General features: G+C 61.7%; 14 protein-coding genes. 7 read left to right on the top strand and 7 right to left on the bottom strand.

The window, feature by feature from the left end; all coding sequences use genetic code 11:
- Window positions 1-6 precede the first annotated feature (6 nt).
- Together HU730_RS14770 and HU730_RS14765 are read right to left on the bottom strand one after the other, a co-directional pair.
- Window positions 7-711, bottom strand: a complete 705-nt coding sequence (locus HU730_RS14770) for a YebC/PmpR family DNA-binding transcriptional regulator (RefSeq protein WP_003192227.1) — start codon at window positions 709-711, stop codon at window positions 7-9.
- 109 nt (window positions 712-820) lie between these two features.
- Window positions 821-2146 (bottom strand): MFS transporter, encoded by a 1326-nt coding sequence (locus tag HU730_RS14765; protein WP_186527190.1) that lies wholly within the window; start codon window positions 2144-2146, stop codon window positions 821-823.
- Window positions 2147-2404: 258 nt separating this feature from the next.
- Between HU730_RS14765 and HU730_RS14760 the strand changes: the two genes are divergently transcribed.
- On the top strand, window positions 2405-3295 hold the full coding sequence (locus tag HU730_RS14760; protein ID WP_186527191.1) for a LysR substrate-binding domain-containing protein: 891 nt from the start codon (window positions 2405-2407) through the stop codon (window positions 3293-3295).
- Here HU730_RS14760 and HU730_RS14755 read toward each other — a convergent pair.
- Complete coding sequence (locus tag HU730_RS14755; protein ID WP_034127936.1) at window positions 3271-4125, bottom strand: LysR substrate-binding domain-containing protein; 855 nt, start codon at window positions 4123-4125, stop codon at window positions 3271-3273. The genes HU730_RS14760 and HU730_RS14755 overlap by 25 nt on opposite strands.
- A 112-nt stretch (window positions 4126-4237) precedes the next feature.
- Between HU730_RS14755 and HU730_RS14750 the strand changes: the two genes are divergently transcribed.
- From HU730_RS14750 to HU730_RS14740, 3 genes are all read left to right on the top strand, one after another.
- On the top strand, window positions 4238-5362 hold the full coding sequence (locus HU730_RS14750; protein ID WP_186527192.1) for a 2-aminoethylphosphonate--pyruvate transaminase: 1125 nt from the start codon (window positions 4238-4240) through the stop codon (window positions 5360-5362).
- Window positions 5363-5459: 97 nt separating this feature from the next.
- On the top strand, window positions 5460-6287 hold the full coding sequence (gene phnX, locus HU730_RS14745; RefSeq protein ID WP_057974942.1) for a phosphonoacetaldehyde hydrolase: 828 nt from the start codon (window positions 5460-5462) through the stop codon (window positions 6285-6287).
- A gap of 114 nt (window positions 6288-6401) precedes the next feature.
- Window positions 6402-6956: a cytochrome b gene (locus tag HU730_RS14740; protein WP_057974943.1), complete on the top strand. Its 555-nt coding sequence runs from the start codon at window positions 6402-6404 to the stop codon at window positions 6954-6956.
- Window positions 6957-7024: 68 nt separating this feature from the next.
- Here the strand turns inward: HU730_RS14740 and HU730_RS14735 are convergent, their stop codons facing one another.
- Window positions 7025-7966: a pyridoxal-phosphate dependent enzyme gene (locus HU730_RS14735; protein WP_186527193.1), complete on the bottom strand. Its 942-nt coding sequence runs from the start codon at window positions 7964-7966 to the stop codon at window positions 7025-7027.
- 56 nt (window positions 7967-8022) lie between these two features.
- Window positions 8023-10062: an NADPH-dependent 2,4-dienoyl-CoA reductase gene (locus tag HU730_RS14730; protein WP_096143796.1), complete on the bottom strand. Its 2040-nt coding sequence runs from the start codon at window positions 10060-10062 to the stop codon at window positions 8023-8025.
- A gap of 211 nt (window positions 10063-10273) precedes the next feature.
- Here HU730_RS14730 and HU730_RS14725 point away from each other — a divergent pair, with 211 nt between their 5' ends.
- Window positions 10274-11404 (top strand): carbon-nitrogen hydrolase family protein, encoded by a 1131-nt coding sequence (locus HU730_RS14725; protein WP_034127941.1) that lies wholly within the window; start codon window positions 10274-10276, stop codon window positions 11402-11404.
- Window positions 11405-11408: 4 nt separating this feature from the next.
- On the top strand, window positions 11409-12443 hold the full coding sequence (locus HU730_RS14720; protein WP_034127942.1) for an AraC family transcriptional regulator: 1035 nt from the start codon (window positions 11409-11411) through the stop codon (window positions 12441-12443).
- A 365-nt stretch (window positions 12444-12808) separates the two neighbouring features.
- Here the strand turns inward: HU730_RS14720 and HU730_RS14715 are convergent, their stop codons facing one another.
- Window positions 12809-13600, bottom strand: a complete 792-nt coding sequence (locus HU730_RS14715) for a DUF2242 domain-containing protein (RefSeq protein ID WP_034127943.1) — start codon at window positions 13598-13600, stop codon at window positions 12809-12811.
- Window positions 13601-13688: 88 nt separating this feature from the next.
- On the bottom strand, window positions 13689-14588 hold the full coding sequence (locus HU730_RS14710) for a LysR family transcriptional regulator (RefSeq protein WP_169918742.1): 900 nt from the start codon (window positions 14586-14588) through the stop codon (window positions 13689-13691).
- A 117-nt stretch (window positions 14589-14705) separates the two neighbouring features.
- Between HU730_RS14710 and HU730_RS14705 the strand changes: the two genes are divergently transcribed.
- Complete coding sequence (locus HU730_RS14705; RefSeq protein ID WP_034127945.1) at window positions 14706-15887, top strand: MFS transporter; 1182 nt, start codon at window positions 14706-14708, stop codon at window positions 15885-15887.
- Window positions 15888-15974 lie beyond the last annotated feature (87 nt).

Raw genomic sequence — 15974 nt, 5'->3', positions numbered from 1 at the left:
TAGAAATCAGCCCGCCAGGCCGACAAACATATCCTGCACATCATCATGGTTGTCCAGGCCTTCCAGGAACGCCTCGACTTCAGCCATCTGCTCATCGGTCAAGCCGCTGACCGGGTTCTTGGAGATATAGCCCAGCTTGGCCGACAGCACGGTAAAACCCTGCTCCGGCAAGGCTTTCTGCACGGCATCCAGGTCGGTGGTTTCGGTAATGAACAAGGTGGCGCCTTCTTCACCCTCTTCAAAGTCCTGGGCACCGGCTTCGATGGCGGCCATTTCTGGATCGGCGTCTGGCGTGTCCGGTGATGCTTCGATCAGGCCCACATGGTTGAAATCCCAGGCCACCGAACCGGAAGCGCCCAGTTGGCCCTTGCGGAAGGCCACGCGGATTTCCGCCACGGTGCGGTTGATGTTGTCGGTCACGCACTCGACGATCAAAGGCACCTGGTGCGGCGCGAAACCTTCGTAGGTCACGCGGTGGTATTGCACGGTCTCACCGAGCAGACCGGCGCCCTTTTTGATCGCGCGGTCCAGGGTTTCCTTGGGCATCGAGGCTTTTTTGGCCTGTTCCACCACCAGGCGCAGGTGCGCGTTGGTCGCGGTATCGGCGCCGTTGCGGGCGGCGATGGTGATTTCTTTCACCAGCTTGCCGAAAATCTTGCCCTTGGCATTGGCTGCCGCTTCTTTATGTTTGACTTTCCACTGTGCGCCCATGACTCACTCTCTTATTTCCATCGCGCCGAAACGTCTACTGGCCGGCGCTTTGGGGGCAGAGTTTATAGCGCGAGAACGCTTCGTTCCACCAAAAAACCGGCCAGGGTACTCAGGTGCGCAAGGGTTTGATCACCGCATTGCGGTCCGGCACAAAATCCCCGGCCTGGGCCAGTACGGCGGGCCTGGCATTCCAGTAGGGCATCAGCACCAGCGACGAAAACAGTGCCGCACCGGCAAACACAATAAATACCGTAACGGTATCGAAATAGCCTGGCAGCAAGCCACCCAGGATCGCTCCCACCGAACCGCAGCCGTTGACAAAGCCCGCAGCGGTAGCGCCGGCCTTGGCGGTGCCGAAGTCGATGGCCGCCGTGCTGCTGATCATCGAGTCCGGCCCATACAGCGTCAGCCCCATGACAAACAGCAACGCCATCACCAGCACCACACTGCCGGTGTGCAGCGCGCCCATAAACAACGCCAGGGCAACCGTCAGCGCCAACAGGCTGAGCACGCAGGCGGGCATGCGCCGAGCACCGAACAGTTTGTCGGAGGCCAGGCCGATCAACACCGGCCCCAATAAACCGGCCAGCTCAAACGCGGTGGGCACGATGGCGGCGCCGACCTTGCCCACCGACGGCATCTGCTCGTAGACGATCACCGGCCCCCACAACAGAATCGCGTAGCGCGCCGGCTTGAGCAGGAAGTAAGCCAGCCCCAGGGTCAACACCGTACGGTTGCGCAGGATCGCGCGCAGGGGTTCGAGTACGCTCACGCGCTGTTCGGCGGCCAACTGCTCGGCGCTCAGCACCGGCTCGGGCTCGACTGCCGGCAAGCCCACATCCTGCGGGGTATTGCGCTGGAACATAAAGAAGAGCACGGCCACCACCGCGACCACTGCGGCGCTGGAAATAAACGCCGCATGCCAGCTGCCGATCAGCGTATAAGCCCACCAACCGGCAAACGGTGACGCGACCAACCCGCCAAATGCATAACACGAACTCCACAGCCCCAGCACCCGCCCCCGCTGCTGGGCCGGGAAGAAACTACCGAGGTTCTTGCACAACCCCGACCAGCCAGTGGACTGGGCCAAGCCCTGTACCAACATGCAGGTGACAAAAATCGGCAAGGTGGCAAAGGTGCCCATCACCAGCGCCGCGCCTGCGGAAATCAACAAGCCACCGAGCACCACTACCCGTGGCCCGAAGCGGTCTGCAAGCATGCCCCAGGTGAACTGGCCCACCGCATACGCTGCGAGATAGAGGCCATCCAGGTTAGCCATCGTCATTTTGTCGAGGGGGAAACTCGGGTCGTCGCCAATCCCCAGCTTTGCCACCGAAAAGGCTTTGCGGGTGAAATAGAACGCGGCGTACGCCAGCCAGGTAATGGCGAAAATCTGCACGCGCCAACGCTTGATACTACCCATAGGGATATTCATGGTGGTTCTGACCTCAGGTGTGAGTGTGCCGGCAGAATCGAAAGAAAACGCCTGTTGTTCTTATGGTTGAGCACTGCAATGCCGGGCCTTGGATAGCGCGGTATTGGTCAGATGGATGCGGTGTGACTGCGCCCATGGCCGCCGTGGTTGTAGGACTCAACCTACGGCGACTGAGGTGCATCAAAGCAATGGCTGACTCATAGGTAAAATCGATTTATCGTATTTCAAATATAAGTTCAGGTTTTAAGAGGACGCACCATGTCGGTTTCCCATGCCCAGCTCAAAGCCTTCCATGCGGTAGCCATTCACGGCAGTTTTACCGGGGCTGCAGGACGGCTGTTCCTGACCCAGCCTGCGATTTCCGACCAGGTGCGCAAACTTGAAGAGCGCTTCGGCGTATTGCTGTTTCACCGCAACAAGCGTTCGGTGCGCCTGACCGATCTGGGTGAACGCCTGCTGGGTATCACCCAGCGCCTGTTTGTGATCGAGGCCGAAGCCGAAGAATTGCTGCAGGATTCGCGTGCCCTGCTCACCGGAACTCTCACCCTGGCGGTGGATGCGCCCGTGCACGTCCTGCCGCAGATTGCGCGCTTCTGCCAGCGCTACCCTGGGATCAGCGTAAAAATCGAAACCGGCAATACCGATGAGTCGCTGTCGCGCCTCTACAACTACCAGGCCGACCTGGCGCTGTTGGGGCGCGATGTCGATGATGTGCGCCTGTTGTCAGTGCCGCTGCCCGACGACCAACTGCTGGCTTTTGTCGCACGGGACCATGCCTGGGCCGGGCGCGAGTCGATCTGCCTGGCCGACCTCGATGACACCCCGCTGGTACTGCGGGAAACCGGCTCGGTCACCCGTCAGACCCTGGAGCAGGAAATGCGCCAGGCCGGCCTGCGCATTCGTCCGGCGATCCAGGTGGAAGGCCGCGAGGCCGCCCGTGAAGCCGTGGTGGTAGGGATTGGCGTGGGCGTGGTGTCGGCGGCAGAGTTCGGTGCCGATGCACGGGTGTACGCCATGCCGATCCGCGATTGCACCCAACGCATGAAAGAAACCCTGGTGTGCCTGAAAGAGCAAAGTTCACGCCGTGTGGTCGCGACCTTTCTGGAGATTGTGCGTGAGAGCCTTCACGCCAACTCGAAAAACGCCTGAATCAAGCGCAGCGAGCGACGGCGCTCCATGCAGCCGAGCATATGCCGATTCAGCAGGCCATCGCCGAGGATCGGCACTGCCTGCACACGCGGGTCCGGGCTGACCTCCATCGACGACACCACGCCCACGCCCAACTCTGCCGCCACCGCCTCGGCCACAGCTTCCCGACTGTCCAGTTCCAGCAGCACTTTGGGCTGCACATTCGCCGCCAGGCAGGCGTCGTCAAAGGTGCGGCGGGTGGTGGAACTGGGCTCGCGCAGCACCATGATCACCTCATGCAACTGCGCCAGTTCAATACCGTCGGGCTGCTTGGCCCACGGGTGTGCGGCCGGCACCAAGGCGCAAATCCGTGACTGGTCCAGGGGTTGCAAGTGCAGGCCATTGCGCGGTTCCACCTCGGTGAGCACCGCCACATCCGCATGTTCGGACAGCAACGCCGCCAGGGTTTCCTGGGCATTGCCCAAACGCAGGTTCACGGTAATGCCGGGGTAGCGCGCACGCAGGCTGGCGATCATCGGCATCACCAGGTGGGGGCCATCCGCCGCCACTTCCAGGCGCCCGGTGAGCAACTGGCGGTTGGCCTCCAGCAGGGTTTGCGCCTCGTCGACCAACCCGAAGATAGCCCGCGTGATGGCCGCCAGGCGTGCGCCCTCCTCGGTCAATTCCACCCGCCGTGCGGTGCGGCGCAACAGCGGGATCTGGTAGTGCTCCTCAAGCGCCTTGATATGCCCGGTCACCGCCGGCTGGCTGATAAACAGCCGAGCCGCCGCGCGGGTAAAACTGCCCTCACGGGCCACGGCATCGAATGCACGCAGTTGGAACAGATTCATAGCTATCGGCCTCACTGATAGCTCGCATAACAACAAACAATTTGATTGATGACAAGCCAAACTGCAATTTAGGCGCCGTAGCTTGAACCCCAACACCTTGCGAGGATTTGACATGCCCACTGCCGCGCCGATCCTGTTGACCCCCGGCCCCCTGACCACCTCGAACCGCACCCGCCAAGCGATGATGACGGACTGGGGCTCGTGGGACGACCGCTTCAACCAGCTCACAGCCAGTGTGTGCAGCCAGTTGCTGGCGATCCTCAACGGCGCCGACAGCCACCACTGCGTGCCGTTGCAAGGCAGCGGCACCTTCGCCGTCGAAGCTGCGATCGGCACCCTGGTCCCCCGCAATGGCAAGGTGCTGGTGCTCATCAACGGCGCCTACGGCAAGCGCCTGGCGAAAATCTGCGAAGTGCTTGGCCGCGCATTCAGCACCTTTGAAACCGCCGAAGACGAGCCCACCACTGCCGCCGATGTGGATCGCCTGCTGCACGCCGACAGCGCCATCACCCACGTCGCGCTGATTCATTGTGAAACCAGCACCGGCATTCTCAACCCGTTGCCGCAGATCGCCGAGGTGGTCAAACGCCACGGCAAGCGCCTGATCATCGACGCCATGAGTTCCTTCGGCGCGCTACCGATTGATGCCCGCGAAATCCCCTTCGACGCGCTGATCGCCGCCTCGGGCAAATGCCTGGAAGGCGTACCGGGGATGGGCTTTGTCTTTGCCGAAAAAGCGGCGCTGGCTGCATCCCAGGGCAACTGCCATTCCCTGGCGATGGACCTGTTCGACCAGCACACCTACATGGCCAAGACCGGACAATGGCGCTTCACGCCGCCGACCCACGTGGTTGCTGCTCTGCATGAAGCGCTGTTGCAGTACGCCGAGGAAGGCGGCCTGCCCGCCCGTCACCAGCGCTATGCAAATAACTGCCAGGCCTTGCTGGACGGCATGGCCGAACTAGGCGTGCGCAGTTTTCTACCGGCGGCTATCCAGGCGCCGATCATTGCCACCTTCCACGCCCCCGACGATCCTCGCTATCAGTTCAAAGCGTTCTACGAACGGGTCAAGGCCAAGGGTTTCATTCTGTACCCGGGCAAATTGACCCAGGTGGAAACCTTTCGCGTGGGCTGCATCGGTCATGTCGACGCGGCCGACATGCGCGCAGCCGTCAAGGCCATCGCCGAGGTGCTGCAAGAAATGTGCAGGAGCGAGCTTGCTCGCGAAGAGTGTTAACGAAAACGCGGGCATCCTGAGTTAACGCGGCGCCTGGATGTTTTTCGCGAGCAAGCTCCTACATAGATGAATGTTATTACCCCACAGGATCTGAACCATGAACTATCAAAACCCCAACACCCTCCAGGCCGTTATCCTCGACTGGGCTGGCACCGTGGTCGATTTCGGCTCCTTCGCCCCCACGCAGATTTTTGTCGAGGCCTTCGCCGAGTTCGACGTGCAGGTGTCGATCGAGGAAGCCCGTGGCCCGATGGGCATGGGCAAGTGGGACCATATCCGTACGCTCTGCGACCAGCCGCAGGTTGCCGAACGCTACCGCAAGGCGTTCGGCCGCACGCCCACCGACGACGACGTGACCGCCATCTACCAGCGCTTCATGCCGCTGCAGATCGAGAAGATCGCCGAACACTCGGCCCTGATCCCCGGCGCCCTCGACACCATTGCAGCGCTGCGCGGCCAAGGCATCAAGATCGGCTCCTGCTCTGGCTACCCCAAGCAGGTGATGGACAAGGTCGTGGCCCTGGCCGCCACCAACGGCTACGTCGCCGACCACGTCGTGGCCACTGACGAAGTGCCCAACGGCCGACCATGGCCGGCCCAGGCGTTGGCCAACGTGATCGCCCTTGGCATTGATGATGTGGCGGCCTGCGTGAAGGTCGACGACACCGTGCCGGGCATTCTCGAAGGTCGCCGTGCCGGCATGTGGACCGTGGCCCTGACCTGCTCGGGCAACGCGCTGGGCCTCACCTACGAGCAGTTCCGCGCCCTGGACACCGACACACTGGCCAGCGAACGCCAGCGCATCGAAGCGATGTTCGAAGCTTCACGCCCACACTACCTGATTGACACCATCACCGATCTGCCACGGGTCATCAGTGACATCAACCAGCGCCTGGCCCGCGGGGAAATGCCGCAGGCCTACTGACCGAGGTCAAGACAACGGCATTGGCAACAAGCGCAGCGCTCAAAACAGGCATAGAGTTAATGCACTCCATCGCGAAAGAATGGAGGTATGCCCTGATGAGTGAGGAACACAGCGATGCCGTGGAAAAATTCCGATACACGCTACAGCACCATGTCGATTGCGTTGCACTGGTTGATGGTGGTGCTGCTGGCGGTGGTCTACGCCTGCATTGAACTGCGCGGCCAATTCCCCAAAGGCAGCGGTGCGCGCACCTTGATTGTTGAAATGCACTTCATGCTCGGCCTTACCGTGTTTGTACTGGTATGGCTACGCCTGTTTGCACGCAGCCTGGGGGTGGCACCGAAGATCCTGCCGGCGCCGCCGCAATGGCAAAGCCTGCTGGCGAAACTGATGCACGCTGCGTTGTACGCGTTGATGATCGGCATGCCGATTGCCGGCTGGTTGATCGTCAGCGCCGAAGGGCACTCGGTGATGTTCTATGGGATGGAGTTGCCGCCGTTGATTGGGGAAAACAAGGCACTGGCCAAGGAGATTGAAGGCTGGCATGTGCTGTTTGGCCAGATCGGGTACTGGCTGATCGGGCTGCACGCGTTGGCGGGGATCTTTCATCATTACGTGATGCGCGATAACACGGCGCTGCGCATGATGCCGGGTGGGAGGAGGCTTTAACCCAGCCAATTAGCTCCCCTGTGGGAGCGGGCTTGCCCGCGAAGGCGGTGTGTCAGTCACAGTGCCTCTTACTGCAAGACCGCTTTCGCAGGCAAGCCAGCTCCCACAAGAGGTTTGCGCCAGTCGCTGAAGCCTCGGCGGCCTTGCAGGCCGCCGGTATGGATGAAGATCAGGCGCATGCCGGGGGCAAAGCGTCCGGCCTCGATCTGCTGTTTCAACGCCAGCAGCGCCTTGCCGGTGTAAAGCGGTTCCAGCGGTAGACCGCACGCTAGTTCGGTGCGCTGAATGAAGTCGAGCAACAGTGGATCGGCTTTGGCAAAGCCGCCGCGACTGGCGTCCAGCAATGTATAACCGTCCTGCACGATGGCACTCACGTTCTGCGCCACACCGTGGTCATCCGGCACCGCCATGGCGCCATATACCGGATGCGCGCCCGCCTCCGCCAGTGCCAGCCCGGCCAGTGTCGTGCCGGTACCCGCCGCCAACCACCAGGCGTCGTAATCGCTCCAACCGAGGCTGTCCAGTTGCGCCCGCGCCTGCTCGACCAACACGCCACAGCCCTGCGCACCGGCCAGCCCACCGCCGCCTTCGGGTATCGGATGAAAGCCAGGATACTGCTCGCGCCAAGGCAACCAGAAACCCGCTTCATGCCGCGCCCTATAACCGCCATAACCGAGCCAATGCAGTTGCATTCCAAACGCTTTGAGGTCGAGAACCGTGGGGGTGTCTTGAGGATGGCCCCGCAGCAGGCCGACCGTGGAAAAACCAAAGCGCTTGCCCGCCGCCGCCAGCGCATGCAAATGGTTGGAGTACGCACCGCCGAGACTCATCACCCCGGTGGCTCCAGCGTGTCGGGCCTGGGCCAGGTGCTCGGTGAGCTTGAACCACTTGTTGCCACTGATCAGCGGGTCGATACAGTCCAGGCGCAGCACGGCCAACTCGACTCCGTTCAGCCAGTCCAGGTGCAAGGGTTCAAGGGGCGCGTGAGCAAGCCAGTCGAAAGGGCACATCGGCAGGTATCTGAATGAAAAGAGGGCGGTAGTCTAACACCGCCCCTCTTGGCGCCTTACAGCTCTGCAGCCAGGCGCGAGCCCTGGTTGATGGCGCGCTTGGCGTCCAGTTCGGCCGCCACATCGGCGCCGCCGATCAGGTGCACGTTCTGGCCGGCGGCGACCAGGCCGTCGTGCAATTCGCGCAGCGGGTCCTGGCCGGCACAGATGACGATAGTGTCCACCGCCAGGACTTGCGGCTCGCCCTCGGCGCCGATGCGGATATGCAAGCCTTCATCGTCGATCTTCAAGTACTCGACGCTGTTGAGCATCTGCACCTGCTTGTTCTTCAAACCGGTGCGGTGGATCCAGCCCGTGGTCTTGCCCAGGCCATCGCCCACTTTGGAAGCCTTGCGTTGCAGCAGGAACACTTCACGGGCCGGCGCGTGGCGCTCGGGTTTGATCCCGGCCACGCCACCACGGGCTTGCAGCTGAGTGTCGATGCCCCATTCTTTCCAGAACGCCTCACGATCCAGGCTGGTGGATACGCCTTGGTGGACGAGAAATTCAGACACGTCAAAACCGATGCCGCCGGCGCCGATCACCGCCACGCGCTTGCCCACCGGCTTGCGCTCGAGGATCACGTCCAGGTAACTCAGGACCTTGGCGTTGTCGACACCGGGAATCGCCGGGGTACGCGGTGCGATGCCGGTGGCCAGGATCACTTCGTCATAACCGCCCGCTACCAGTTGCGCAACGTCGACACGGGTGTTGAGGCACAGCTCGACGTGGGTGGTCTGCAATTTGCGTTTGAAATAACGCAGGGTCTCGAAGAACTCTTCCTTGCCCGGCACGCGCTTGGCGATATTGAACTGGCCGCCGATCTCGCTGGCGGAGTCGAACAAGGTCACCTGATGCCCGCGCTCTGCGGCCACGGTAGCCGCGGCCAAACCCGCAGGGCCTGCGCCGACGACCGCGACCTTTTTGATCTGCTTGACCGGCAAGTAATTGAGCTCGGTTTCGTAGCACGCCCGCGGGTTGACCAGGCAGGTGGTGAGCTTGCCGCCAAAGGTATGGTCCAGGCATGCCTGGTTGCAGCCGATACAGGTATTGATCTCATCGGCGCGCCCGGCGGCGGCCTTGTTGACGAACTCGGGGTCGGCGAGAAACGGCCGCGCCATCGAGACCATATCGGCGTCGCCTTCGGCCAGGATCTGCTCAGCAATTTCCGGGGTGTTGATGCGGTTGGTGGTGATCAGCGGAATCTGTACCGAACCGCGCAATTTGGCCGTGACTTTACTGAACGCACCACGGGGTACCTTGGTGGCGATGGTCGGGATACGCGCTTCGTGCCAGCCGATACCGGTGTTGATGATCGTCGCACCGGCCTGTTCGATGGCCTTGGCCAACTGCACGATCTCTTCCCAGACACTGCCGCCTTCCACCAGGTCAAGCATCGACAGGCGGAAAATGATAATGAAGTTCGGGCCTACGGCTTCGCGTACGCGGCGCACGATTTCCACCGCCAGACGCATGCGATTTTCAAAGCTGCCGCCCCAACGGTCGGTGCGATGGTTGGTATGGGCAGCGAGGAACTGGTTAATGAAGTAGCCTTCGGAGCCCATGATTTCGACGCCGTCATACTCGGCGACCTGGGCCAGCAGCGAGCAGGTGACAAAATCCTGGATCTGCTTTTCGATGCCCTCTTCATCCAGTTCCTTGGGTTTGAACGGGTTGATCGGCGCCTGGATAGCGCTCGGAGCCACCTGCTTGGGGCTGTAGGCGTAACGCCCGGCGTGGAGGATCTGCATGCAGATCTTGCCACCCGCGTCGTGCACGGCTTGGGTAACGATCTTGTGCTTGCTCGCCTCTTCTTCGGTGGTCAGCTTGGCTGCACCGGCGTACACGCCGCCTTCATCATTGGGGCCAATGCCGCCAGTGACCATCAGGCCTACGCCGCCACGGGCGCGCTCGGCAAAATAGGCCGCCATACGCTCGAAACCGCCGGGCTTTTCTTCCAAGCCGGTGTGCATCGAACCCATAAGGGTACGGTTGCGCAAGGTGGTGAAACCCAGGTCCAACGGGGCCAGCAGGTGCGGGTAGGCAGCAGCGGTCATGGTACAGCTCCACAACGGATCATCACGGGACGTGGCGCACTCGAACGGCGTGCCATCGGTTTATGTCCCACAGACTAAGAGGCGGTGGACCACGGCTCAATGACTGAAACTGACAAGTTATTGATCCAAATGCACAGCGCCCCTTGGCAAGCCACGCCATGGGCCCTACCCTAGTCGCGAACCCTGCACCTGGTCTGTTGTCTGTTGCCCCATGCGTAAACTTCTAGCGTTCACCGTCATCATGGCCCTGGTTGCCTCACTCGCCGCGTATCTGGTCTGGACCCAGGAGCGCCCCGTGGCGCATTACCTGTCCGACCTGCGCATCACCCTCGCCGTCAACGAGGGCGAACCAGCCGACCGGGGCAACCTGCTGGGTATCCAGCCGGAACTGTTCCCTGCCGATTACCAGAGCCTGGAACGCCTGCACCTGAAGCTGTCGGCCTACCTGCAAAATGCCCGGGACCTTGGGTTGATCAATGCCAAGACCGTTGTGGTGCTGCCGGAACATATCGGCACTTGGCTGATGCTCGGCGGAGAAAAGAATGAGCTGTACCAGGCCGCTCACCTCAAGGACGCCATGAACTGGCTGTCGATCAGCAACCCGCTGCAATTTGCCAAAGCCTGGATCAGCGCCACTGGCGACAACCGCATGGACGATGCGTACCTGCGCATGAAAGCCCCCGCCATGGCCCGCGACTATCAAGTGTTGTTTGGCGGCCTCGCCAAAGAATTTGGCGTGACCCTGGTGGCCGGTTCCATCGCCCTGCCCAACCCGAGCGTGATCCAGGGGCAACTGGAGATCGGCCACGGCGCGCTGTACAACGCCAGCGTGGTGTTCGCCGCCGACGGCTTGCCGCTGGGCCAGCCGCAGCGCCAGCTTTACCCGATCTACGATGAACGTGGCTTTATAGAACCTGGCGATGAGCATGTCGTCAACGTTGTCGATACCCCCGCCGGGCGCCTGGGCATTCTGGTCGGCAGCGACAGCTGGTACCCGGACAACTACCGCAAGCTCAACGAGCAAGGCGCGCAATTGATCGCGGTACCCGCTTTTGTCACCGGCCGCGATACCTGGGACCGTCCGTGGCGCGGTTTCAAGAGTGTGTCTACGCCCTCAGAAGTGAGCCTCAAGCCTGAAGAAACCAGTGAGGGCGCGGCCTGGCGTCGCCTTACCCTGATCAGCCAGCCGCCTGTCAGCGAAGCCACCGCGGGCATGAGCGTCTTTCTGCGCGGACAATTCTGGGACCTGGGCAGCGCCGGCCAAAGTTTTCTCAGTCGCAATGGGCAAGTCTTCGCCGATGGCGACGCCCATGGTGCGCGCCTGCTGAATATCTGGCTGTAGCGCCGTGAAGCCGGTGCGCCTGGGGGATCTGTCGGTGGGCTTCGTGCACACCCTGGCCGACGCCATCCACAGCCACGGCCTGGACCCACAGCCCCTGCTGCTGCAATACGGCCTCGATCCAGCTCGCCTGGCTGAGGCCGGCGCACGCTTGTCGATCCCGCGCTACATGCGCCTGGGCCACGCGGCCATCCAACTGACCGGCAACCCCGGCCTGGGTCTGCGTATGGGCCAGCTCAGCCGCTTGAGCCAGGCTGGTCTTGCCGGCGTTACTGCCGCCCAAGCGCCCACCGTGCGCGAAGCGGCACGCACGCTCACACGCTTTGAAGCACTGTACGGCTCCAACTATCGCGGGCAATCAAGCTTTCATGAAGACGCCGAAGGCGCGTGGCTGAGGTTTTATTCCATCAGCCCCTACAACACCTATAACCGCTTTGTGGTGGATTCGATCATCGCCGGCTGGCTGCAGCAATTGTCTGGCCTGGCCCAACAGCCGGTGCAGGCCCAGCGCATTGAAATCGAATTCGACGCGCCGGACTACCACGACCACTACAGGGTGCTGGGAGAGGGCGTGGTCCACTTCGGCGCCGAGGTCAATCAACTGCGCCTCAGCCAACCCACCCTGGCGCTGCGCAACCCGCAGCATTGCCCAAGCACCTGGCACCTGTTGCTACAGCTGTGTGAAAGGGAATTAGAGCAGTTGACCCGCACCCGCAGCCTGCGCGAGCGCATTACCCGGTTGCTCGGGCCGATGCTCAATGGCGGCCGGGAACCCGACCTGGAGGAAGTGGCGGCACGCTTGAAGCTGCCAACCTGGACATTGCGGCGCAAACTGGCCGAGGAAGGCACGCAGTTTCGCGCGATCCTCAATGACACCCGTCGCGACCTGGCCATGACCTACATTCGCGATACGGAACTGGCGTTCGGCGAGATCGCCTACTTGCTCGGTTTTGCTTCGGCCCAAGCCTTCCAAAGGGCCTTCAGACGCTGGAACAACCAGACCCCAGGGGAATTTCGCCGCAGTCAGCGCCACTCCGCCTGAAGTCGGTGTTAAAGCTCGGTGGCATCGTCGGCAGGATCCAGTGGGTCTAGCTCGAATGCCTGATACTCCAGCAGCTCTTCCTGGTAATCGTCCATGGTGGACTCCTTTTCGTGTTGAAAGCGGTTGCAGATTAATGACCTGCGAACCCAGCCTAAAGTGCCGTCATGACGAAAAAATGTCGACGTCGTGACATTCCTGCTCTTCAGGATTAAACGTAGCGGCGATCACTGGATTTAACTCAACCGCAACCTCGATCAAAATGTGGGAGCGGGCTTGCTCGCGAAAGCGGTGGTCATTCAACACACTTGGCGACTGTTACACCGTATTCGCGAGCAAGCCCGCTCCCACATCAGAACAGCATTGCGTTACTGCGCAGGCATCGGAAGCGGTGGAATCGCTTCCGTCGGCGCCGGCAAGGACGGATCAGTCGGCGCCGGTGCAACCGGAGCAGGCTCTGTCACCGGTGCAATCGGTGCAGCCTCAGGTGGCGGCGCAAGCGGCTCTGCAGCGGCAGGCGCTACCGGCACATCCTTCGGCGCTTCGACCTTCTCGGCTGCCGGAGCGGTCTTGGGCTCGGGCACGCCGAGGTCGGCCTTGGGCTGCTCGGGGATATGCTCGGCCTGCTTTACTTCCTGCGGCAGGAACACGTCCACCAACGCGAAGTAACGCTCGTAGAACTTCGGTGCAGAGACGGTCTCGCTCGCCACCTTCACCATCGAGTCGTCGGTGGAGCCAATCGGCATCGACACCGAGCCCAGCACGCCCACACCGAGGCTCGCGGAGTTGTTGACCTTCTTCAGCGCATAACGGTCCTGCAAGGCGTTGGCAAACATCGTCGAGTGATTGCTGCCCTTGCCATCAGCAGCGCACACCACATTGAAACTGATCTGCAGGTGGGTCTCGCCGGTCTGCTGGAAGCTCTTGTTGCCGGCCACCAACTTCGGATCGCTGCTGGTGATGATGTAGCCCTGGCTCAGCAGGGCACGGCGCGCAGCTTCACAGGCCGCCACATCGCTGACCGGGTAATCGCGGGAAAACGTACCGGAATCGTCGAAATTCTCATGTTCATAGATAGCGGTCTTGGGTGACGAGCAGCCCGCGGCGCCCGCCAGCACCAGCGCCAACCCGAGATTGCGCAAGTGAAATGATGTCGACATTGAAAATCCTGAAGAAAACGGTCCGGACGGTATTGTGCAACAGAACGCGACATTGAAGCGCGATTCCTGTCGGTAAAACATCTCAAGCTCAGACAGCGGCGTCAGTAGGAAAAAGCCCGGCGCACATATGATCGATAAAGGCCCGCAGCTTGGCCGAAGCATGGCGACTGGCCGGCCACAGCAACCAGAAACTGCCGCGATGTTCGAGGTGCTCATCCAGCACCCGTCGCAAACGCCCATGCTGTACGGCCTGGTTGACCATGTAGTCCGGCAGGCACGCAATGCCCAGTCCTTCTTGCACCACATGATTGAGGGACTCGATGGTAGTGCTGACCAGCGGTGCGCGCAGGTTCAGTTCTGCCGCCCCCGGGACATGACGCAGCGGCCAAGGCTCCAGCTTACCGGTGGCGCAGAATTTGTGCCGCAGGCAGGCGTGATGATTCAGGTCCTGGGGTCGACGGGGGGTGCCGTGCTGGTCGAAGTAGCCGGGCGTACCGACGAGGACCAACTGGTAATGCCCAAGATGGCGCACCATCAAGCGCGAATCTTCTGGCTTGCCGGTGCGAATCACCGCGTCGAAGCCCTCCTCTATCACGTCCACCATGCGATCGGAAAAATCCACATCCAACTCGATGTCCGGGTAGGCACGCATAAAATCGCTGATCACCGGCATCAACAAACCACGCACTTGGGGCACACTGATCCGCAGCTTGCCGCGAGGCTTGGCAGTGACCTCAGTCAATTCCTGTTCGGCCGCTTCCAACTCCGCCAGGATGCGCCGCGAACGTTCCAGGAAGAGCGCGCCCTCGCTGGTCAGAGTGATGCTGCGGGTGCTGCGATGAAACAACCTGACGCCCAGGCGCTCTTCCATTCGCGCAATGCTTTTACCCACCGCCGACGATGACACGCCCAGTGCACGGCCCGCAGCGGTGAAGCTAAGCGTTTGCGCGACCTGCACAAAAACCGAGAGGCTGCCCAGATTGTCCATGGTGATGCCTTTGCCGATTGCGGACATCAACGTCCGATAAGTTCGGAACCTTAGCCTGTTTTTCCGCGCCTCGCAGCCCCCTACCCTGGCGCCTTGACCCTTTCAAGGAGAGCCCCGATGAACGACAGCCCCCAATTGATCGATACAGCCCCCCACGCTGAACCCCTGCCACTGGCCGGTTTGCTGGCGTTGGCCTGCGCCGGCTTTATCACCATCCTCACCGAGGCAATGCCCGCCGGTTTGTTACCGCAAATCGGTGCTGGGCTCGGGGTCTCCCAGGCTCTGGTCGGGCAACTGGTAACGCTCTACGCGCTCGGCTCGTTGCTCGCCGCTATCCCGCTGACATTGCTGACCCGGGGTTGGCGCCGGCGGCCGTTGCTGTTGATCGCCATCGGCGGCTTTGCATTGGTTAACAGTGTCACCGCCTTTTCCAGCCATTATGGCTTGACCTTGGCTGCACGATTTTTCGCCGGTGTGTTCGCGGGCTTGCTGTGGGCCTTGCTGGCGGGTTACGCCAGTCGTATGGTCGCACCTCATCTGCAGGGCCGGGCGATTGCCGTGGCCATGCTGGGTGCGCCGCTGGCCTTGTCCCTCGGCGTGCCCGCCGGCACCCTGCTGGGTACGCTGGTCGGATGGCGCGCCAGTTTTGCCATCATGACTGGCCTGACCCTGTTACTGCTGGTATGGGCGCGTTGGCAACTGCCGGATTTTGCCGGTGAACCGCCAAGCAAACGCCTCGGCTTACGTCAGGTACTGGCGTTGCCAGGCATACGGCCGGTGCTCTGGGTGACCTTTACCTACGTGCTCGCACATAACATTCTCTATACCTACATCGCCCCTTTGCTGGTGCCCGCCGGTATCGGCCGCGAGATTGATCGCGTGCTGCTGGTGTTCGGCCTGATGGCCCTGCTGAGTATCTGGCTGGTAGGCGTCTGGATTGACCGGCACCTGAGGCTACTGACCCTCATCAGTTGCGCGATGTTCGCCGTTGCGGCCCTGCTGCTCGGACTATGGTTCAACTGCGTAGTCGCCATTTACGTCAGCGTGGCGTTGTGGGGGCTCGCCTTCGGTGGCCTCCCAGCGCTATTGCAAACCGCGCTGGCCAAGTCGGCTGGCAACTCGGCCGATGCCGCCCAATCGATGTTGGTCACGGTATGGAACCTGGGCATCGCCGGAGGTGGATTAGTGGGCGGGCTCTTGCTCGAACGTTGGGGCGTCGTGACATTTCCATGGGCAGTTCTAGGATTGATCGTGTTGGCGCTGGGCGCAATCCGGGGTAAAGCGCTGCCCGCGCGATGACAAGTTTGTTTACAACTTATTCCTCACCTTCCTATCATCGCCCCTGGGTGCGTTGTTGCATAAAGCACGGCGCAGGTTAAAAGCCAA

The organism is Pseudomonas sp. SWRI22, assembly GCF_014268395.2.
Classification (GTDB): Bacteria; Pseudomonadota; Gammaproteobacteria; order Pseudomonadales; family Pseudomonadaceae; genus Aquipseudomonas; species Aquipseudomonas paracarnis.
Note: the sequence above shows the minus strand (reverse complement) of the source record. Positions and strands in the feature narration are given on the sequence as shown.